This window comes from Xanthomonas sp. WHRI 8393, assembly GCF_040203315.1.
Classification (GTDB): domain Bacteria; phylum Pseudomonadota; class Gammaproteobacteria; order Xanthomonadales; family Xanthomonadaceae; genus Xanthomonas; species Xanthomonas arboricola.
On record NZ_JBEGGL010000002.1, the window covers coordinates 631,763 to 651,042 of the forward strand.

Here is a 19,280-nt window from a genome sequence, read left to right on the forward strand (position 1 = left end):
CAGGAACGGCGAGGCGCCCGCAGGCACCTCACCGCAGCGCAACCCGCCATGACAGCGGGTGCAGGGCATCACTTGAACTCGCTGGCCCAGTAGGCCTGGATCTGCTTGACCAGTTCCGGCGGCAGCGGCACGTAATGCAGTTCGCTGGCCTGAGCCTGGCCGTTGTCCAGCGCCCACTTGAAGAAGTCCAGCGTGGCCTTGCTGCGCGCCGCATCCTTGGGCTGCTTGTGCATCAGCATGAAGTTGGTCGCGGTGATCGGCCAGGCCTTCTCGCCCGGTGCGTTGGTGATCACCAGGTTGAAATCCTTGGCGTTGGCCCAGTCGGCGCTGGCGGCAGCGGCGGCGAAGCTTTCTGCATTCGGCTCCACCCACTGGCCGGCCGCATTCTGCAGCGAGGCGTAGGGCATCTTGTTCTGCAGGGCGTAGGCCAGTTCGACATAACCGATCGAACCCTTGATCTGCTGCACGTACGAGGCCACGCCTTCGTTGCCCTTGCCGCCGACGCCACCCGGCCACTGCACCGAGGTGCCTTCGCCGACCTTGCTCTTCCACTCCGGGCTGACCTTGGACAGGTAGTTGGAGAAGTTGAAGGTGGTGCCCGAACCGTCGGAGCGATGCACCAGGTTGATCTTGGTCGCCGGCAGGGTCACGCCCCGATTGGCCGCGACGATCGCCGCGTCGTTCCACATCGTGACCTTGCCCAGGAAGATGTCGCCCAGCAGCGCGCCGGTCAGGCGCAGCTTGCCCGGTGCGATGCCTTCCAGGTTCACCACCGGCACCACGCCGCCGATCGCCGACGGGAACTGGCCCAGGCCGGCCTGCTGCAGTTCGGCGCTGTCCAGCGGCTTGTCGGTCGAACCGAAGTCCACCGTGCCGGCCTTGATCTGCGCGATACCACCGCCGGAGCCGATCGACTGGTAGTTCACCTTGTTGCCGGTGGCGGCGTTGTAGTCGGCCGACCACTTGGAGACCAGCGGATAGATGAAGGAGGCACCGGCGCCGGAGATCTCGGCACTCTTGCTGTCGCCAGCGGTGGCACCTGCGGCGGTGGCACCCTTGGCGGTGTCGCCGGACTGCGCATCCTTGCCGGGCGAGCAGGCGGCCAGGGCGAGGGCGATGGTGAGGGACAGGGCGGTCAGGCTGGCCGACTGCAGTTTCATGGAAGCTCCGAGGCTGGGTTGGCCGGGGGACCCGGCAGACCACGCTATGAAATGATGTTTTTGTTACACGTGCATGACAGTGCCTTTTGGAGAAGGCATCACAAAAAAGACGCGACCCCGTGGGGGCCGCGTCCCGGTGCCGACGCCGGGGAGAGAGACGGCGTCGTTCCTGTCGCTGTGGCTGGCGTTACTTGGGCAGGTTCTTGGCCCAGTAGCTTTCGATCTGGGTTACTAGGCTGTCCGGCAGCGGCACGTAGTCCAGCTGCTTGGCCTGCGCATCGCCCTTGCTGTAGACCCAGCGGAAGAACTCCAGCGTGTTCTTGAGGCCGGCCGCGTTCTTGGGCTTCTTCTGCACCAGGATGAAGTTGGTGGCGGTAATCGGCCAGGCGTTGTCGCCGGAGGCATTGGTCATCACCAGGTAGAAGTCCTTGCTGTTGCCCCAGTCGGCGCTGTTGGCGGCGGCGGCAAAGGTCTCGTCGGACGGCTGCACGAACTTGCCGGCGGCGTTCTTCATCGCGGTGTAGGCCATCTTGTTCTGCAGCGCATACGACAGCTCGACGTAGCCGATGCCGCCCTTGATCTGCTTCACGTACGCGGCCACGCCCTCGTTGCCCTTGCCGCCGATGCCGGTCGGCCATTGCACCGCGGTGCCTTCGCCGACCTTGCCCTTCCAGTCCGGGTTGACCTTGGACAGGTAGTTGGTGAAGTTGAAGCTGGTGCCCGAACCGTCGGAGCGATGCACCACGGTGATCTTGCCGTCGGGCAGCTTGACGCCCGGGTTGAGCGCGGCGATCGCCGGGTCGTTCCAGGTGCTGACCTTGCCCAGGAAGATGTCGCCCAGGGTCTTGCCGTCCAGCTTCAGCGCGCCTGCCGCCACGCCGGGCACGTTGACCACCGGCACCACACCGCCGATCACCGACGGGAATTGCGCCAGGCCTGCCGCGGCCAGTTCTTCCGGCTTGAGCGGCGCATCGGACGAGCCGAAATCCACGCTGGCTGCCTTGATCTGGGCGATGCCGCCGCCCGAACCGATCGATTGGTAGTTGACCTGCTTCTTGGTGGCCGCGTTGTAGTCGGCCGACCACTTGGACATCACCGGGTAGATGAACGACGCACCGGCGCCGGTGACATCGGCGGCCTGGGCGCACAAGGCCAGCGAGGCGGTGAGCACGCCGACGGCCAGACGGGTCTTCAGAGAGTGGATCACGGAACAGCTCCTGTAGCGAAGGGATGAGGACGTCCCGCGGTCGTGCCATTGCAGGGCAGGGGCATGACGGCGCGATGTCCGGGAGATGACATGCAGATGACGGCGTTGCGGCGGGGCGCGTTGCCGGGTGGGATCAGGGTGATTGCCGCCGTGGCACGCTCACGGGAGCGCAGCACGGCAGCCGATCCAGCGCGCACTTACCAATAGAACTGCGCACGTGCCTCGATGATCGACGGGTTGTCGTCGACCAGGCCACGCGTGGCGCTGTTGTAGCGGGTGCTTTCCACCTTCGCGTAGTCGAGTGCGAACTTGAAGTTGGAGCGCCAGTACCAGTTGGCACCGATCGTCCACACATCCATCTTGCCGCCCAGCACGCCGTCCACGAACGGCGTGGTGCCGTTGGAGACCAGGTGGCCGTCGTTGAGGTCCAGGGTGTCGTAGCGCACCGCCAGCTGCCACATCCCCGAGGCCGGCGCGTTCGGCAGCGGGGTGGTCGGCACGCCGGCCTTGTAGCCCCAGGTCTCGCCGGTGATGTTCCAGACGCCGCTGACGTACCAGCCGTCACTCTTGTAATCGTTGGCGTTGTTGCCGATGCGCTTGGCGTTTTCCTGGAAGAACTCGCTCTGCAGCTTGAACGGGCCGGTGATCCACATTGCCTCGGCGCCGGCCACACCCACGCGGTCCACGTTGGTGATGGCGCCGCTGTCGATCAGGCGCACCGTGGTCAGGTCGGCGTCCGGGCGTGCGCGCAGGCGCAGGGTGTCGTCGTCGGTGTCGTAACCCAGGTAGCTCAGGCCGAAGTGCAGCACGTTGCCGCTCTCGTTGATCGGCGCCCAGGTGCCGCGCGCGCCGTAGCCGCTGCCGTGTGCCTGGTTGCGGGTCAGTTCGCGGCCGAACGCACTGGCGGTGATGCTCCAGTCGTTGTCGCCCATGCCGTAGGCCACGCCCAGCCGGCGCGAGATGCCGTAGGTGTTGGTCACTGCGGCCTTGGAGACGAAGTCGTTGTTCTTGGTGCTGGACAGCTCTTCCAGGCTGTTGGGCTGCTTGAACTGGCCGACCTGCAGGTAGTTGTTGGCGTTGCCGGCGAACTTGTACTTGATGTTGTTGTCGAGGAAACGCCCGGTGCTGCGGATGGTGGTGCCGCGGATGGTGACTTCCTTCAGCACGCTCGGATCGTAACCGGCCACCCATTCGAAATTGCCTGGGCCCTTGCCCTTGAGCACCAGCTCGGCACGGCGGATGCTGAATTCGGAATTGTCGCCGTTGGCACCGATCGGGCCATTGAGGTCCTGCACATCGTTGTGGAACCAGTTGCCGTCGGCCTGGACCAGGCCTTCGAGCGACATCTCCGAGCCGCCGATCACGTCGATGGCGATTTCGGCGTGCGCGGCGGGTGCGGCCAGCGCCAGCAGTAGGGCGGAGCCAAGCAGGGTGGGAGAAAGTTTCATATGTGCCTTGCGACCTGAGAAAGTGAGCGCAGGCTATGGCGTGAAAGTTGCGTTAATGTGACAACTTCAAATCGCGTTGCAATCTGATTTTTGTCAGCAAAGACAAAGATTTACGCGTGTTTGTTTTTTGTCAGTGTGTGTCATGAGTCTGAACAGGCCGCGTCGTATGACAGATGTGACAGCGGCGCAGTTCACCGTTTCAGCGAGCTCAAGCTTATTGCGACCTGAACCAACTAAGTGGAACTGCGGCGTATCAAGCGCTTTGTGCGTCGCACCACTTGCACAGGCGCGTTCTAAATTGTTAGTTTCGAGGCCATGTTTCCTCGATTCCTCCAGTTGCTGTTGGTCTGCCTGCTCGCGCTTACTGCGTGGTCGGCGGCCGATGCGCACAGCCGCATCCACGATGCGCTTGTGGGCGACGGCGTGGCGGTAATGGCGGACGCTGGCGAAGAACGTGATGCAGCCGATGATCTGCAGGGCGACGGGGACGCACAGACCCAGGTCGATACCCATTCTGCAGACGACATCCCCTTGCTCTCCCAGGCATGGCCGGTGGTTGCACGTTATTTCCCCTCTTGGTACGCGCATTACGCGCCGGCAACTCAAAAACGTGACTTGATCCCGCAACTGCGTCCTCCCAACGCAGTGCGCGCCTGATCCTCCCAGTGCGCGCCTGATCCTCCGTTAGTCGCGTCAACCGGTGCAGCGCACCGGATTCCTTTGACTTGTTCGTCTTTGCACTTCGCGGTTTGCGCCGCGGAGAGCCATCCGTTGCCTAGAGGTATCTCCCATGGAAAGTTTGCTAGAAGGTTTTCGTCATTTCCGTAAGGAAGTGTATCCGCGCCAGAGTGCGCGCTTTCAGGAACTGGCCGGTGGCCAGAGTCCGCATACGTTGTTCATCACCTGCGCCGATTCGCGTGTCATGCCGGAGCTGATCTTCTCCGCACAGCCGGGCGAACTGTTCGTCTATCGCAACATCGGCAATGTGGTGCCGCCTTACTCTCAGCACGTCAGCGGCGTGGTTGCGGCGATCGAATACGCCATCGCCGTGCTGGGCGTGCGGCACATCGTGATCTGCGGTCATACCGACTGCGGCGCAATGAAGGCGGTGCTCAAGCCGGAATCGCTGGAAGACGTGCCGTCCGTGGCGGCCTGGCTCAAGCACACCGATGCAGCGCGTCATGTCACTGCCCATCACGGACACGATCCGCACAGCCAGGAAGCGCTGAGCTGCATGACCGAAGAGAACGTGGTCTCGCAGCTGGACCATCTGCGGACGCAGCCGGTGGTCGCCGCGCGTCTGGCGGCCGGCACCTTGCGCATCCATGGCTGGATCTATGACATCGCCCATGGCGAGATCCGCGCCTTCGATGCCGAGAAGGGTGGCTTCCGTCCGTTGTTGGCGGACAACACCCCCGAAGCCACCCCACGTCCGCGACTGCAGCAAGTCGTGCGCGCTGAACTCGCCTGACGGAGCACATCATGAACACATCAGGTATCGGCGGATATTTCCGCCAGGGACTGTTCGGACGTGATTTGTTGTCGTCTGTCGTGGTCTTCCTCGTCGCGCTCCCGTTGTGTATGGGCATTGCGATCGCTTCCGGCATGCCGCCGGCCGCAGGTCTGATCACCGGCATCATCGGTGGGCTGGTCGTCGGCTTCCTGGCGGGCTCTCCTCTGCAGGTGAGTGGACCGGCCGCCGGCCTGGCTGTGTTGGTGTTCGAGCTGGTTCGCGAGCATGGCGTTGCCGCCCTGGGTCCGGTGATCCTGCTGGCCGGTGCGATTCAGTTGATCGCTGGTCTGTGCCGCGCAGGCGTGTGGTTCCGGATGACGTCGCCAGCCGTGGTGGCCGGCATGTTGTCGGGTATCGGCATCCTGATCGTGGCCTCGCAGGCGCATGTGCTGATGGACGCCGCTCCCAAGGCGCGCGGTCTGGAAAACTTCGCTGCATTGCCGGCCGTAGTGTGGCAGGCGATCACCGAAGGGACCGGCCGTACCGCGTTGTTCGTGGGCCTGGCCACCATCGGCATCATCCTGGCCTGGGACAAGCTGCGTCCCCAGCGTCTGCGCTTTTTGCCGGGTGCGTTGATCGCGGTGGTGGTGGTCACGGCGACGGTGCAGTTGCAGGGCCTGAACGTCAACAAGGTCGACGTGCCGACCAATCTGTTCTCGGCGATCAGCATCCCCAGCGTCGCGGACATCTTCGGCGTGTTCAATGCGACCTTGCTGGTGTCGGCGGTGACCTTTGCCTTCATCGCCAGCGCAGAGACCTTGCTGTCGGCGGCGGCGGTGGATCGCATGCATCAGGGCGCGCGTACGCAGTACGACCGTGAGCTGGCGGCGCAGGGCGTGGGCAATATGCTGTGCGGCTTCCTGGGCGCATTGCCGATGACCGGCGTGATCGTGCGTAGCGCGGCCAATGTGCAGGCCGGTGCGGCCACGCGCATGTCCACGGTGCTGCATGGCGGCTGGTTGCTGGTGTTCGCAATGCTGCTGCCGTGGCTATTGCGGATGACGCCGGTGGCGTGTCTGGCCGGCATCCTGGTCTACACGGGCGTGAAGATGATCAAGATCGGGCAGGTCAAGGAGCTGGCGACCTATGGCCGTGGCACCGCGGCGATCTACCTGGCGACCACCTTCGCGATCGTGGCGACCGACCTGCTGACCGGCGTGCTGATCGGCTTCGGCCTGTCGTTGTTCCGTCTGGCCCTGCATTCTTCGCGCCTGAAGGTGGACGTGCGTGAGCACGAGCACAAGAAGGACGAGATGCATCTGACCCTGCAGGGTTCGGCGACGTTCCTGAAGGTGCCGGCGATGGCGCGTACGCTGGAAAGCGTGCCGCCGAACACCGCACTGCACCTGGACGTGGCCAAGCTGCATCACGTCGACCACGCCTGCATCGAGTTGCTGCGCGACTGGAGCCGGAACGCGGCCTCGCGCGGCTGCGAGCTGGTGGTGGACTGGAAAGAGCTGGATCGACGCGTGGAAGGCCAGCCGACGGTGGAAAGCGCGCTGGTCGAACAGCGCGTGGAGCAAGCCAAGGCGGCGTAGACCTGCTGCAGACGCCCGGCGCTCGCGCCGGGTGACATCTATCGTGACCGGGTGATGCATGGCGCCGCAAGACGCATCATCCCGGTCGCGATTTTTTTTGGGCGGGGATTGGGGAGTCGGGATTTGGGATTCGTAAAAGCGCACGCATGCTTTGCCGGCATGATTGCTTGGCGTTGGTTTTGCGGGTTCGTTGCTGTGACGGCTGGTTAGCCTTTTGCTGCTGTCGGCTTTTCGGCGGGTGCGGGGGTCTTGTCGCGGTAGCGGCACAGGTCGTGGATCACACAGCCTGGGCAATCGGGTTTGCGTGCCTTGCAGACGTAGCGGCCATGCAGGATGAGCCAGTGGTGTGCGTCGTGCAGGAATTCGGCCGGAATGACCTTGATCAGCTTGTCCTCGACCACGCGCACGTCCTTGCCCGGTGCAAGACCGGTGCGGTTGGCGACGCGGAAGATATGTGTATCCACCGCCATGGTGGGCTCGCCGAACGCGGTGTTGAGCACGACGTTGGCGGTCTTGCGGCCGACGCCGGGTAAGGCCTCCAGTGCAGCGCGATCGTGCGGCACCTCGCCGCCGTATTGCTCCAGCAGGATCCTGCAGGTGGCAATGACGTTCTTGGCCTTGGCGTTGAACAGGCCAATCGTGGCGATGTAGCGCTTCAGGCCTTCTTCGCCCAGATCGAGAATGTCGCGCGGGGTATTGGCCACCGGGTACAGCTTGCGGGTGGCCTTGTTGACGCCGACATCGGTGGCTTGTGCCGACAGCAGCACCGCGATCAGCAACTCGAACGGCGTGGTGTATTCCAGTTCGGTGGTCGGGTGCGGATTGAGCTCGCGCAGGCGCGCGAACATCTCCTGTATTTCGGGCTTGCGCATGTTGCTGCCGCGCCGTGCCGGCGCGGTGACGTGGATCGCGTTCATGGCTGTGCTCCACCAGCGGCCTTGGCCTTGGCGCGCGCCAGGATGGCCGCAGCCAGCGGCGGTAATGCGGCGGCCGCCGGTTGGCTGGGCGCCGCTGCAGGCGTCCGGCGTGCATCGCGTTCGGCAGCGCGACGTTGCAGGCGCGCGGCGCGTGCACGGTAGCGGTCGCGTGCTGCCCAGGCGTCGCGTAGCCGTTGTTGTGCGGCCAGCAGCACCGCGCTCAGTTGCGGGCAGGCCGGATCCAGCAGGTCGTCGCGTGGATCGGGCCGGTACTCCATCAGGCCCAGTGCCAACGCACGATCGAGATCGTCGGCGTGGACGCAGTCGAACAACTGCAGGGCCAGTGGACGTGGTGCCGGTGTGGGGTCGAACGTCATGGCAGGCCGATCAGCGGTTGAGAAAGTGCGCGGGGCGTTTTTCGAGAAAGGCGCCGGTGCCTTCGCGCATGTCGTCGCTGGCGAACAACAGTGCAAATTGCGCGGTTTCCAGCTGCAGGCCTTCTTCGATGGCGCATTCGCCACCGAACACCACCGCATCCAGGATGCCGCGCAGCGCGAGCGGTGCGGCGGCGGCCAGGCGTTGTGCCAGGGCGAGGGTTTCGTCCTGCAATGCCTCCGGCTCGACCACGCGATTGACCAGACCCAACTGGAACGCGCGCGCAGCATCGATCGGCAGGCCGAGCAGGCACAGTTCCAGCGCTGCCGCTCGCCCGGTCAGACGCAACAGCCGTTGCGTGCCGCCGAAGCCGGGGATCAGGCCAAGATTGATTTCCGGCTGCCCCAGGCGCGCGCTGGATGCGGCGACGCGCAGATGGCAGGCCATCGCCAGCTCCAGCCCGCCGCCGAGTGCAAAGCCATTGACCATGGCGATCACCGGCTTGGGCATGCGCTCGATCCGGCGCATCAGCTGCTGGCCGAGCAGCGAGAACTCGCGGCCCTGCATCGCCGACAGATCGCGCATTTCGGCGATGTCCGCGCCGGCGACAAACGCCTTGGGGCCGGCACCGGTCAGTATCACCACGCGGATGTCGTCCGCGCTCGCTGCCTCGGCGAAGGCGTGATCCAGCGCCTGCAGCGTTTCCTGGTTCAAGGCGTTCAGTTTGTCCGGTCGATTGACCGTGATCGTCCGTACACTGGCGTGGTCGGCGATCAGAATGACGTGATTGGACATGGAAATCCTTACGAACGTAAAAAATTAGTAAATGCGGAACTTCCGAAAGCCTTGCTGGTCATAGCTTTCGTGATAAGTAGCGGTTCGCTATCGCGGCCGCTATCCTAGCGCGTCATCTCAGGCGGCAGACCCGTCCTGTGCCACCACCCTGGAGAATTGTTTGATGAAGTTGCGTTCTATCGCGGTCGCTGTGGCGGCCCTGGCCCTGACGGGCAATGCACTGGCCCAGGACACGACGTCCGAGAAGGGCAAGTTGAGCTACTACTTCGGCTATGACTACGGCAACAACCTTGCCGAACTCTCCGGCCGCGGCGAGCAGCTCGACATCAACTCGGTGGTAAAGGGTCTGCAGGACGCCTATGCCAAGAAGCAGCCGGCGATCACCGCCGACCAGCTGAAGCCGGCTGTCGAAGCGTTCCAGAAGCGTGAGCAAGGCCGTGCCCAGCAGGCCAAGGCCGAATACGACAAGGCCGCTGCTGCCAACAAGACCAAGAGCGACCAGTTCCTGGCCAAGAACAAGGGCACCGCTGGCGTGCAGACGCTGCCGAGCGGCGTGCAGTACCGCGTGATCGAAGCCGGCAAGGGCGCCAAGCCGACCCAGGCCAGCACCGTGCAGCTGGAAGTGGCCGGGCCGTTCCCGTTCGGCGACCGCGAGAAGGCCCGTCCTGCGCAGCAGATCCCGGCCATCAAGGTCAGCGAAGTCGAAATGCAGGCCATGCGCGACACGCTGCTGCAGATGCCGGCCGGCTCGAAGTGGGAAGTGACCCTGCCGCCGGAGAAGGCCTACGGTGCCGACCCGCGTACCCCGTTCCCGCCGAACGTGGCCGTGCAGTTCGAGATCAAGCTGGTCAGCGTCAAGTAATTGCGTTTGCTGTTGCTGTGACAACGCCGGCCACCAGGCCGGCGTTGTCGTTTGGGTCCACCGGATGCGCGACAGGATGGACGGACGGCGTGAGGATGCGGTGCGGCGGGAGCCAGCGATGAGCGACACGGATTCGAACCGCAGTGGCCTGCCCAGCCCGTGTATCGGTGTATGTTCGTTGGACGCGCAGGCGCACTGTGTCGGCTGCCTGCGCAGCCTGGATGAAATTGCACGCTGGATGAGCATGAGCGACGGCGAACGTCAGGAGTATCTGCACACGGTTCTGCCCGCGCGCGCGTTGGCCGCGCGGCTGCCCGAATGTGCGCAGCTGCAGCGTGCGTTGTATGCGCTGGACACCGCGCCCGACGGGCCGGGCTGGAATCATGCCGAATTGATCGACCTGACCGAAGGCGGCGCGTCTGCCGAGGCCGCGGTGCTGTGCGGTCTGGTGCCGCGCGCGCAGGGCACCATGGTGCTGCTGACCCGACGCACCGACAGCCTGCGTCACCATGCCGGGCAGGTCAGTTTTCCCGGTGGCCGGGTCGAGCCGTCGGATGCGGATGCGGCCGCTGCGGCCTTGCGCGAGAGCTGCGAGGAAATCGCGCTCGGCGCCGGCCAGGTGCATGCGCTGGGATATCTGGATCCGTTTCTGACCGTGAGCGGGTTTCGCGTCATCCCGGTGGTGGCGGTGATCGACCCGGCGTTCGTGGCGGTGCCGCAGCCGGATGAGGTGGCCGAGGTGTTCGAGGTGCCGTTGGCCTATCTGATGGACCCGGACAATCTGCGCAGCGTGGAGCTGGAGTTTCGCGGCAGGCCACGCCGCGTGCTGGAATACGCCTGGCCGGGCCACCGCATCTGGGGCGCCACCGCGGCCATTCTCCTCAATCTTCGTCGTCGTCTGGAGCAGGTTGCATGAGTGAGGACCCCCACTGGACCACGCTGGTCGACAGCGCCACGCTGGCCGCGGCATTGCCGCATCCGCAGTTGCGACTGCTGGACGCGCGCGCTGCGCCACCGACTGCGCCCGACCCGGATGCAGCGCGCAAGGCCTATGCACAGGGGCATCTGCCAGGCGCGCACTACGCCGATCTCGACGAGGATCTGGCCGATCTGTCGCAGCCTGCGCAAGGGCGGCATCCGCTCCCGCAAAGCGCGGCATTTGCCAGGCGGCTGGGCGAGTGGGGGATCGACCCGGACAGCCAGGTGGTGATCTACGACGCCGCCGACGGCAGCATGGCCGCGGCGCGGGCATGGTGGATGCTGCGGTTGTTGGGGCATCGCCGCGTGGCGGTGCTCGATGGCGGGCTGGCCGCCTGGCGCGCGGCGGGGTTGCCGGAAAGCACCGAGCCGCCGGCACTGCACGATGGCGCGGCATACCCGGGCAGCTTCGATGGCGATGCCGTGGTCGAGGCCGGGCAGATCCTGGCGCGGCTGGATCAGGCGCCGGGCTGGTTGCTGGATGCACGCGCCGCCGAGCGGTTTCGCGGCGAGGTGGAGCCGGTCGATCCGGTGGCCGGGCATGTGCCCGGTGCGGTGAGTCGTCCGCTGGGTGTGAGCCTGCGCGATGGTCGCTTCAAGCCGGCCGAGGAACTACGCAGCGAGTTGTCTGCGCTGCTGGGCGCGTATCGCCCCGAGCAGGCAGTGGTGATGTGCGGCTCGGGCGTGACCGCCTGCCATCTGCTGCTGGCGCTGGAAGTGGCCGGCTTGTCGGGCGCGCGCGTTTACGCCGGCTCCTGGAGCGGTTGGTTGCAGGATGCGACACGTCCGGTCGCGACAGGCCCCTGATTGCAGGCACAATGGCGGCAGGAACGGTGACCTGTGGGGACGCAGGTTCGCTGCGCGGAGCGCAGTTTCTCGCAGTGCTGGGTGACTCATGCGGTTGCAGTTGCAGGTCGGCGCGCTGTGCGTCGCCATGCTGTCGATGGCGGCCTGTTCGGCGGGATCGACCGCCGACGCCAACGGTGCGCGCATTGCCGGTCGCGGACAGAGCGACCGCCATGCGGTGTATCAGGTCGAACTCAAACGTGCACGCGCCGAGCGCTTGCAGCGCTTGCGCGCGCCCGACGGTTGGCTGAGCTACACCGGCTCCGGGCGTGTGCGTGCAGGCCGTTACCAGGTGGGCAGCGATCCGCGCAGCGATCTGGTATTGCCGGCCGGTCCTGCGCAACTGGGGCAGCTGACGCTGGATGGCGACGGCCGCGTCCACTTCGACGCCGCCGCACATGTACCGGTGCACTTGAACGGGCAGCGCGTCGATCGCGTCCGCCTGGAGCCGGAGCGCGCAGGGCAGCGGGGCGATCGCCTCGATGTGGACGGGCGGCAGTTCTATCTGGTGCAGACCGGCAGCTTGTTCGGCTGGCGTTTCCGTGACCCGGCAGCGCCGTTGCTGAGCCATTTCGCCGGGCTGGAATATTTTCCGACCGATCCGCACTGGCGCATCCAGGCGCGCTGGCAGGCGTATCCCACCCCGCGCACGACCACGCTGCTGACGTCGATCGGCACGCCGCTTACCGTCGAGATACCGGGCGAGGCGGTGTTCTCGCGCAATGGCCACGAGTACCGCTTGCAGCCGATCGTCAGCGACGACGGGCAGGGCCTGTTCTTCCTGTTCGCCGATCGCACCAGCGGCAAGGAAAGTTATGGCGGCGCGCGCTATCTCTACACCGCGCCGCCACACGATGGCCGGCTCGTGCTCGACTTCAATCTGGCCGAAAATCCGCCCTGCGCGCTGACGCCGCACGTGGTCTGCCCGATCGCATCGCCGGAAAATCGCCTGGATCTAGCGGTGAATGCAGGCGAGAAGACCTACCGCGCCGCAGAGCGCTGATCGCTGCGCCAGCCAAGGCAGAATGCTGTTTCGATGGGGTGGCGTGCACCGCTGCTAGCGCGGCGTATGCGACCAGCTCACCGCCGCTTCGATCTGCGGCCACGGAAACAGCGGGCCGGGGTCGAGCTTGCGCTGGATCTTGCGCGACGGGTCGTCGCTGGCCGCTTCCTGGGTGGTGTCCAGTGCCTGGTGGCCGGCAATCCGGCGTACCGACGGCAACTGTTGTTGCAGCCATTGCAGCAGCGTGATCAGCGCGTTGATCTGCACCTGCGGGTACGGTTCGTTCATGCACTGATGGCGCGAGTCCAGCCAGTGCGGATAACGGCCGCTGTTGACCAGTTCGATGCCCAGCGTATGCGGGTTGTGGCCGCGCACGTGGTGGGCGACGCGCTCCAGCGCAACGTATTGCTGGATGCTGCCGTTGCGGTCGATGTAGTAATGCCCACTGTTGCCGGTGCCGCTGTCGTAGAGCACGCGTTCGCCGTATTCGCGCGCCATCGCCATGTCGGGCAATTCGGTGCAATGGATGACCACCATGTCGATCTGCGTGAGCGCGCGTCGCGCCAGCCGCGATTCGTAGGACAACGGCGCGTAGGTGATCGGTGGCGACGGCAGGACGGCATCGGACATGGGGCGGATGCTAGCATTCGACGATGGCTTTGAATCCCGACAGCCCTTTGGGCAAATTGATGGCAACCCTGCCGCAGACCGGCCAGGTGACCTGGATCGGCGTGCGCCCGGCGCGCGATGTGGACATGATTGAGGTGGACGCGGCGCAGGCCACCACCGGTATCGGCCTGGTCGGCGACCGCTACAAGGGCGGCAGCGGCAAGCGCGGCGTGACCCTGATCCAGGCCGAGCATCTGCCGGTGATCGCAGCGCTGGCCGGCCACCCCGCGATTGCGCCGGCCACCTTGCGCCGCAACCTGGTGGTGTCCGGCATCCCACTGATCGCCTTGAAGGGGCGGCGCTTCCGCATCGGCGATGTCGAGCTGGAAGGCACCGACCCCTGCGATCCGTGCTCGCGCATGGAAGATGCGCTGGGCGCGGGTGGCTATAACGCCATGCGCGGCCATGGCGGCTTGTGCGCGCGCATCCTGCGTGGCGGCGTACTGCGCATCGGCGATACGGTGCAGGCGCTATGAGCCGCGGTCACTGCATCCTGTCGCACGGCTTCGAGAGCGGCCCGGATGCGCTGAAGGTCACCGCCCTGGCCGATGTCGCCGGGCAGCTGGGCTGGACCCACGAGCGCCCGGACTACACCGATCTGGACGCACGCCGCGATGTCAGTTCGCTCGGCGACGTGCAGGGCCGGCTGCAACGCCTGCTGGAGATCGCGCGGGCGGCGGCCGACGAGGGCCCGCTGGTGCTGGTCGGCTCCAGCCTGGGCTCGTACATCGCTGCGCAGGTGTCGTTGCAGGTGCCCACGCGCGGACTGTTCCTGATGGTGCCGCCGACCCGGATGGGGCCGTTGCCGGCACTGGATGCGGCGCGCGTGCCGATTTCCATCGTGCATGCCTGGCGCGATGAATTGATTCCGGCCGGCGAGGTGATCGCCTGGGCGCAGGCGCGGCATGCGCGCTTGCTGCTGGTCGACGACGAACACCGGCTGGCGTCGCATGTGGATGCGTCGGCGCGCGCCTTCGCCGAACTGTTGCAGAGCCTGTGATGCGCAATGGTCTGAAGACGAGCGGGCTGCGGGGCCTGCGATGAACGTGCTGATTCGCGAAGCCAGCGATGGTGATGCTGCGGCGATAGAACTGCTGACGATGGTCGCGTTCATGCGCGACGAACATAGCCGCCACGACGAGCAACACGTGATCGCCGCCTTGCGCAACGACGGCGCGCTGGCGCTGTCGCTGGTGGCCGACCACGACGGGTATGTGGTCGGGCACCTGGCGGTATCGCCGGTGTCGCTGTCGGACGATTCGCCTGGCTGGTATGCGTTGGGGCCGCTGGCGATCGGGCCGGGGCATCAGCGCCAGGGACTGGGCACGCGCCTGGTGCAGGCGGCGCTGGGCAGCTTGCGCGAGCGTGGCGCCGCCGGTTGCCTGGCATTGGGCGAGCCGGCCTTTTTCCGGCATCTGGGCTTTGCGGTGGAACCGGGGCTGGTGTTGCCCGGCGTGCCGGCATCCGAGCTGCAGGCGCTGGCGTTCGGCGACCGTCTGCTGCCGCTGGCCGATGTCGCCTATCACCCGGCCTTCGGGCTGGGTTGAGTCCAGCTGCTGGCGACCGCTTGGCGTGATCCACGCCAGGCACTGGGTCGGCAGGGGACGGTTTTCGCGGGATTGAGGACGCAGGGACGCCGGATCCCGGCAATTGCGTACCGGCGAGCGCTCGCCGCGGTTTCCGGGGGCGCCTGGAGGTCGGCGAGGTGCTGGCCTGCAGGAGCATGAAACGCCATGAACGCCGGTGCTCGCCATGCTGGGCTTGACCGCGGCCACGCCTGCGATTTGGCCTGGCTCGCAGGCTGACCTACACTTTGCCGCATTGCCCACTGTCTGAGGATTGGTCCAATGCGCCATTGATGCCGCCGTCGTGATGACGGCCTTACCCGCTGCCGGTCCGGCTGGATCGGTGCGTGTGCTGGCATGCAATGGAGACCCGTATGACCTGTCCGTCGCTGACGCTGGAAAGCGTTGCGTATGTGCTGCCCGATGGCAGCCCGCTATTTTCCGATCTGTCCATCCACATCGACCAACGTGCCACCGGCCTGGTCGGGCGCAATGGCGTGGGCAAGAGCGTGCTTGCGCGCCTGCTGGCCGGCGAGGTGCTGCCCAGCGCCGGGCGTTGCGTGCGCAACGGCAGCGTGCATTACCTGCCGCAGCGCGTGCGCGTGGCGCCGGGGCAGAGCATTGCCGAACTGGCCGGTGTCGCGCCGCTGCTGGATGCGCTGGACCGTATCGCCGCCGGCAGCGTTGCGCCCGCCGATTTTGAACTGGTCAGCGAGCGCTGGACCGCCCATGCGCAATTTGCCGCAGAACTCGAACGACAAGGTCTGGGTGGGCGCGATCCGCGTGCACCGGCCGCGCAGTTCAGCGGCGGCGAAGCGACGCGCGTGGCACTGGCCGGTGCGTTTCTGACCCGGCCGGACCTGTTGATTCTGGACGAGCCCAGCAATCACCTGGATGGCCCGCAACGGCAGCGGCTGATGGATCAGTTACTGGCGTGGAGCGGTGGCTTGCTGGTGATCAGCCACGACCGCGACCTGCTCGATGCGATGCAGCGCATCGTTGAATTGTCCGCGCAGGGGCTGCGCAGCTACGGCGGCAATTACACGTTCTATGCGCAGCAGCGCGCCATCGAACAGCAGGCGGCCAGCACGTTGCTGGCCCAGCGCAAACAGGCGCGTTCACGCGGTGAGCAGGCGCTGCGCGAACAGCAGCAGCGTCAACAGCAACGCCAGGCACGCGGCGCGCGTGCCGCAGGACAGGCCAACCAGGCCGCGATCCTGCTCGGCGCGCAGAAGCAGCGCAGCGAGCTCAGCGCGGGGCGGCTGCAACAGCAACGCCAGGCCGAACAGGCGCGGCTGAGCGAGGCGGTGGTGCAGGCCGCAGCGCTGGTGCAGGACGACCCCACGATCGCGCTCCTGGCGCCGACATCGCCCGCCGGTGCATCGCGGCAGCTGGCCACGCTGCAGCAGGTGGAGCTGGCCGACGGACGGCTGGGCGGGCGGCGGGTGGACCTGCTGCTGCATGGGCAGCCGCGGATCGGCCTGGTCGGCCCCAATGGCAGCGGCAAGTCGTCGTTGCTGCAGCTGCTGGCCGGGCGCCTGCAACCCAGCGCGGGGCGTTGCCAGGTGCATGTGCCGGTGGCGTACCTGGATCAGCACCTGGGGCTGCTGGATCCGGCGCGCTCGGCCGCTGCGCAGCTGCAGGATGCAGACCCGGACGCGCCAGCCCACGCGCAGCGGCTGCGGCTGGCGCTGCTGGGGCTGGACCAGCAGCGTGCCGACCTGCCCACCGGCCAGCTCAGCGGCGGCCAACGGCTCAAGGCGGCACTGGCCTGTGCGCTGTACCGGGCGCAGCCGGCGCAACTGCTGTTGCTGGACGAGCCGACCAACCACCTGGACCTGGCCGCGGTGGAAGCGATCGAGGCGCTGCTGCGCAGCTACCAGGGGGCGCTGATCGTCGCCTCGCACGATGCCGCCTTCCTGCAGCGGCTGGGCCTGCGGCAGCGCCTGGAGACTGCGCAGCCGCAGTGGCGGCTGGCGCCGTGGTGAACCGCGCGGTGGGCGATCCGGCCGGCGGGCTGGTAAAGCCGGCTCCGATGGCCGACCATTTGCGCCCCGCCCGCGGCGGCCACGGCTTTGCCCTCCCGGGCGCCGGCCCAGCGTCCTGCTCCCACGCTCGCCCCCACGGCCAGCGTCTCCATCGATACCTGCCTACGTGAAATTCTTCGCATCCTGTGCCAAGGGCCTGGAATACCTGCTTGCCGACGAGCTGCTGTCGCTCGGGGCCAGCAAGGCCACCGCCACCATCTCCGGCGTCAACGTCGAAGGCGACCTGCGCGACGCGCAGCGCGCCGTGCTGTGGTCGCGCCTGGCCAGCCGCGTGTTGTGGCCGCTGAGCGAATTCGATTGCCCGGACGAGGACGCGCTGTATGCCGGGGTGGCCGAATTGCCGTGGGACGAGCACCTGTCCGTCGGCCACACGCTGTCGGTGGACGCGCATGTCTCCGGCACCGCGATCACGCATGCCCGTTACGCGGCGCAGCGGATCAAGGACGCGGTGGTCGACACCATGCGCCGGCAGGGCCTGGAGCGTCCATCGGTGGATGTGGACAGCCCGGATCTGCGTTTGAACCTGTCGCTGCGCAAGGGCCGCGCCACCATTTCGGTGGATCTGGGCGGCGGCCCGCTGCACCGGCGCGGTTGGCGCATGGCGCAGAACGATGCGCCGCTCAAGGAAAATCTGGCCGCGGCGGTGTTGCTGCGCGCCGGTTGGCCGCGCGCCTACGCCGATGGCGGCGGCCTGCTGGATCCGATGTGCGGCAGCGGCACCCTGCTGATCGAAGGCGCGCTGATGGCCGCCGACGTGGCGCCCGGCCTGCAGCGCTATGGCAGCGATCTCCCCAGCCGCTGGCGCGGCTTCGACCGCGAGGGCTGGCAGCAACTGGTGGGCGAAGCGCGCGAGCGCGACAGTCTCGGCCGCGCCGCGCTCCGGCAGGTGATCCACGGCAGCGACATGGACCCGCATGCGATCCGCGCCGCGAAAGAAAATGCGCAAGTGGCTGGCGTGGCCGAGGCGATCTGGTTCGGCGTGCGCGAGGTGGGCGACCTGCAGACCCCGCCGCAGGCCACCGGCGTGGTGGTGTGCAATCCGCCTTACGACGAACGTCTGGCCGCCGATGCGGCGCTGTATCGCCGCCTGGGCGATACCCTGCAGCGCGCCGTGCCGCAATGGCGGGCCAGCCTGCTGTGCGGCAACGCCGAGCTGGCGTATGCCACCGGCCTGCGCGCGGGCAAGAAATACCAGCTGTTCAATGGCGCAATCGAATGCGCGTTGATCGTCTGCGACCCGATCGCGGTGCCGCGGCGCACCCCGCTGGCGGCGCCGACCGCGCTCAGCGAAGGCGCACAGATGGTTGCCAACCGCCTGCGCAAGAACCTGCAGAAGTTCAAGAAGTGGCGCGCACGCGAAGGCATCGAATGCTTCCGCGTCTACGACGCCGATCTGCCGGAATACTCCGCCGCCATCGACGTGTACCAGCAAGCCGATGGCGATCGCCGCGTGTTTCTGCATGTGCAGGAATACGCGGCGCCGGCGACGATTCCGGAAGCCGACGTGCGCCGCCGTCTGGGCGAACTGCTGGCCGCCGCACGCGAGGTGTTCGAGGTGCCGGGCGAACGCGTGGCGCTCAAATCGCGCGAGCGCGGCAAGGGCGGCAGCAAGTACGGCCGCTTCGAGCAGCGCAACGAATTCATCAACGTGCGCGAACATGGCGCGCTGCTGCGGGTGAATCTGTTCGATTACCTGGATACCGGCCTGTTCCTGGATCATCGCCCGTTGCGCGGCACCATGGCCACGCAATCGAAGGGGCGGCGCTTCCTCAACCTGTTCTGCTACACCGGCGTGGCCAGCGTGGAAGCGGCGGTGGCCGGCGCGAGCTCGACCACCAGCGTGGACCTGTCCGGTACCTATCTGCAGTGGTGCGCCGACAACCTGGCCCTGAACGGCCAGGCCGGCAGCAAGCACAAGCTGGTGCAGGCCGACGCGCTGGCCTGGCTGGAAGCCGAGCGCGCGCATTTCGACGTGATCTTCTGCGACCCGCCGACCTTCTCCAACTCCGCACGCGCCGAAGACTTCGACATCCAGCGCGAGCATGTGCGGCTGTTACGCGCGGCAGTGGCGCGCCTGGCGCCGGGTGGGGTGCTGTATTTCTCCAACAACTTCCGCCGCTTCAAGCTGGACGAGGAACTGGTGGCCGAGTTTGCGCAGTGCGAGGAAATCAGCCCGCGCACCATCGACCCGGATTTCGAGCGGCATGCGCGCATCCATCGCGCCTGGCGGTTGACCGCCTGAGGAAGTGGCCCGGTGACGTCTGGCCGGGCAGTACGCGCAGGGCGCGCGCGGGATTGCCGCGCCCGTTGCGCTGACGTGCGCCGTGTCACCGGTGGCGCCCGATCGCGCAGGCGC

The 19,280-nt window shown here is 66.6% G+C and carries 21 protein-coding genes; 13 read left to right on the plus strand and 8 right to left on the minus strand.

What is annotated here, in order from left to right:
* Positions 1-68 precede the first annotated feature (68 nt).
* The 4 genes from pstS (ABQ137_RS08780) to ABQ137_RS08795 form a co-directional block, all read right to left on the minus strand.
* Positions 69-1,160 carry a phosphate ABC transporter substrate-binding protein PstS gene (gene pstS / locus ABQ137_RS08780; RefSeq protein ID WP_349782046.1) on the minus strand — a complete coding sequence of 364 codons (1,092 nt, stop codon included), beginning with the start codon at positions 1,158-1,160 and terminating at the stop codon, positions 69-71.
* A gap of 187 nt (positions 1,161-1,347) precedes the next feature.
* Complete coding sequence (gene pstS, locus ABQ137_RS08785; protein WP_024940437.1) at positions 1,348-2,367, minus strand: phosphate ABC transporter substrate-binding protein PstS; 1,020 nt, start codon at positions 2,365-2,367, stop codon at positions 1,348-1,350.
* A gap of 197 nt (positions 2,368-2,564) precedes the next feature.
* Complete coding sequence (locus ABQ137_RS08790) at positions 2,565-3,815, minus strand: OprO/OprP family phosphate-selective porin (RefSeq protein WP_024940436.1); 1,251 nt, start codon at positions 3,813-3,815, stop codon at positions 2,565-2,567.
* 93 nt (positions 3,816-3,908) lie between these two features.
* Entirely contained in the window at positions 3,909-4,328 is a 420-nt protein-coding gene (locus ABQ137_RS08795; RefSeq protein WP_311548426.1) for a hypothetical protein, read from the minus strand.
* Here ABQ137_RS08795 and ABQ137_RS08800 point away from each other — a divergent pair.
* The 3 genes from ABQ137_RS08800 to ABQ137_RS08810 all read left to right on the plus strand — a co-directional run bounded on the left by ABQ137_RS08800 (position 4,227) and on the right by ABQ137_RS08810 (position 6,866).
* Positions 4,227-4,472, plus strand: a complete 246-nt coding sequence (locus ABQ137_RS08800) for a hypothetical protein (RefSeq protein ID WP_226427117.1) — start codon at positions 4,227-4,229, stop codon at positions 4,470-4,472. The two genes, ABQ137_RS08795 and ABQ137_RS08800, sit on opposite strands and share 102 nt — an antisense overlap.
* 133 nt (positions 4,473-4,605) lie before the next feature.
* Entirely contained in the window at positions 4,606-5,286 is a 681-nt protein-coding gene (locus ABQ137_RS08805; protein ID WP_016902474.1) for a carbonic anhydrase, read from the plus strand.
* Between the two features lie 11 nt (positions 5,287-5,297).
* The gene (locus ABQ137_RS08810) at positions 5,298-6,866 is read left to right on the plus strand and encodes a SulP family inorganic anion transporter (protein ID WP_024940435.1); all 1,569 of its coding nucleotides are present in this window, start codon (positions 5,298-5,300) and stop codon (positions 6,864-6,866) included.
* Between the two features lie 206 nt (positions 6,867-7,072).
* Here the strand turns inward: ABQ137_RS08810 and nth are convergent, their stop codons facing one another.
* From nth to ABQ137_RS08825, 3 genes are read right to left on the minus strand one after another with little or no spacing between them, the layout of a single operon-like run.
* Positions 7,073-7,783, minus strand: a complete 711-nt coding sequence (gene nth, locus ABQ137_RS08815; RefSeq protein WP_184610753.1) for an endonuclease III — start codon at positions 7,781-7,783, stop codon at positions 7,073-7,075.
* Entirely contained in the window at positions 7,780-8,160 is a 381-nt protein-coding gene (locus ABQ137_RS08820) for a hypothetical protein (protein ID WP_046342273.1), read from the minus strand. The genes nth and ABQ137_RS08820 overlap by 4 nt, the downstream gene beginning before the upstream one ends.
* 10 nt (positions 8,161-8,170) lie before the next feature.
* A complete protein-coding gene (locus tag ABQ137_RS08825) occupies positions 8,171-8,953 on the minus strand; it encodes an enoyl-CoA hydratase-related protein (protein WP_104574984.1) in 783 nt (260 codons plus the stop codon).
* Positions 8,954-9,116: 163 nt separating this feature from the next.
* Between ABQ137_RS08825 and ABQ137_RS08830 the strand changes: the two genes are divergently transcribed.
* The 4 genes from ABQ137_RS08830 (at position 9,117) to ABQ137_RS08845 (ending at position 12,642) form a co-directional block, all read left to right on the plus strand.
* On the plus strand, positions 9,117-9,815 hold the full coding sequence (locus ABQ137_RS08830) for an FKBP-type peptidyl-prolyl cis-trans isomerase (protein ID WP_349782050.1): 699 nt from the start codon (positions 9,117-9,119) through the stop codon (positions 9,813-9,815).
* 118 nt (positions 9,816-9,933) lie between these two features.
* Complete coding sequence (locus tag ABQ137_RS08835) at positions 9,934-10,731, plus strand: CoA pyrophosphatase (RefSeq protein WP_349782052.1); 798 nt, start codon at positions 9,934-9,936, stop codon at positions 10,729-10,731.
* On the plus strand, positions 10,728-11,600 hold the full coding sequence (locus tag ABQ137_RS08840; RefSeq protein WP_349782054.1) for a sulfurtransferase: 873 nt from the start codon (positions 10,728-10,730) through the stop codon (positions 11,598-11,600). The genes ABQ137_RS08835 and ABQ137_RS08840 overlap by 4 nt, the downstream gene beginning before the upstream one ends.
* An 88-nt stretch (positions 11,601-11,688) precedes the next feature.
* Positions 11,689-12,642, plus strand: coding sequence for a DUF1684 domain-containing protein (locus ABQ137_RS08845; RefSeq protein ID WP_349782056.1), 954 nt, complete (start codon positions 11,689-11,691; stop codon positions 12,640-12,642).
* Between the two features lie 54 nt (positions 12,643-12,696).
* On the opposite strand, the gene ABQ137_RS08850 is transcribed toward ABQ137_RS08845, so the two are convergent.
* Entirely contained in the window at positions 12,697-13,272 is a 576-nt protein-coding gene (locus ABQ137_RS08850; RefSeq protein WP_102256275.1) for an N-acetylmuramoyl-L-alanine amidase, read from the minus strand.
* A 23-nt stretch (positions 13,273-13,295) separates the two neighbouring features.
* Between ABQ137_RS08850 and ABQ137_RS08855 the strand changes: the two genes are divergently transcribed.
* The 6 genes from ABQ137_RS08855 to rlmKL all read left to right on the plus strand — a co-directional run bounded on the left by ABQ137_RS08855 (position 13,296) and on the right by rlmKL (position 19,166).
* Positions 13,296-13,787 carry an MOSC domain-containing protein gene (locus tag ABQ137_RS08855; RefSeq protein ID WP_039528007.1) on the plus strand — a complete coding sequence of 164 codons (492 nt, stop codon included), beginning with the start codon at positions 13,296-13,298 and terminating at the stop codon, positions 13,785-13,787.
* Positions 13,784-14,311, plus strand: coding sequence for a YqiA/YcfP family alpha/beta fold hydrolase (locus ABQ137_RS08860; RefSeq protein ID WP_349782059.1), 528 nt, complete (start codon positions 13,784-13,786; stop codon positions 14,309-14,311). The genes ABQ137_RS08855 and ABQ137_RS08860 overlap by 4 nt, the downstream gene beginning before the upstream one ends.
* Before the next feature lie 40 nt (positions 14,312-14,351).
* The gene (locus ABQ137_RS08865) at positions 14,352-14,858 is read left to right on the plus strand and encodes a GNAT family N-acetyltransferase (RefSeq protein ID WP_054592278.1); all 507 of its coding nucleotides are present in this window, start codon (positions 14,352-14,354) and stop codon (positions 14,856-14,858) included.
* 392 nt (positions 14,859-15,250) lie between these two features.
* Positions 15,251-16,864 carry an ABC-F family ATP-binding cassette domain-containing protein gene (locus tag ABQ137_RS08870; RefSeq protein ID WP_167708746.1) on the plus strand — a complete coding sequence of 538 codons (1,614 nt, stop codon included), beginning with the start codon at positions 15,251-15,253 and terminating at the stop codon, positions 16,862-16,864.
* Complete coding sequence (locus tag ABQ137_RS08875; protein ID WP_081008586.1) at positions 16,843-17,034, plus strand: hypothetical protein; 192 nt, start codon at positions 16,843-16,845, stop codon at positions 17,032-17,034. Before ABQ137_RS08870 ends, ABQ137_RS08875 begins: the two co-directional genes overlap by 22 nt.
* The gene (gene rlmKL / locus ABQ137_RS08880; protein WP_016902459.1) at positions 17,031-19,166 is read left to right on the plus strand and encodes a bifunctional 23S rRNA (guanine(2069)-N(7))-methyltransferase RlmK/23S rRNA (guanine(2445)-N(2))-methyltransferase RlmL; all 2,136 of its coding nucleotides are present in this window, start codon (positions 17,031-17,033) and stop codon (positions 19,164-19,166) included. The genes ABQ137_RS08875 and rlmKL overlap by 4 nt, the downstream gene beginning before the upstream one ends.
* The last annotated feature ends 114 nt before the right edge of the window (positions 19,167-19,280 follow it).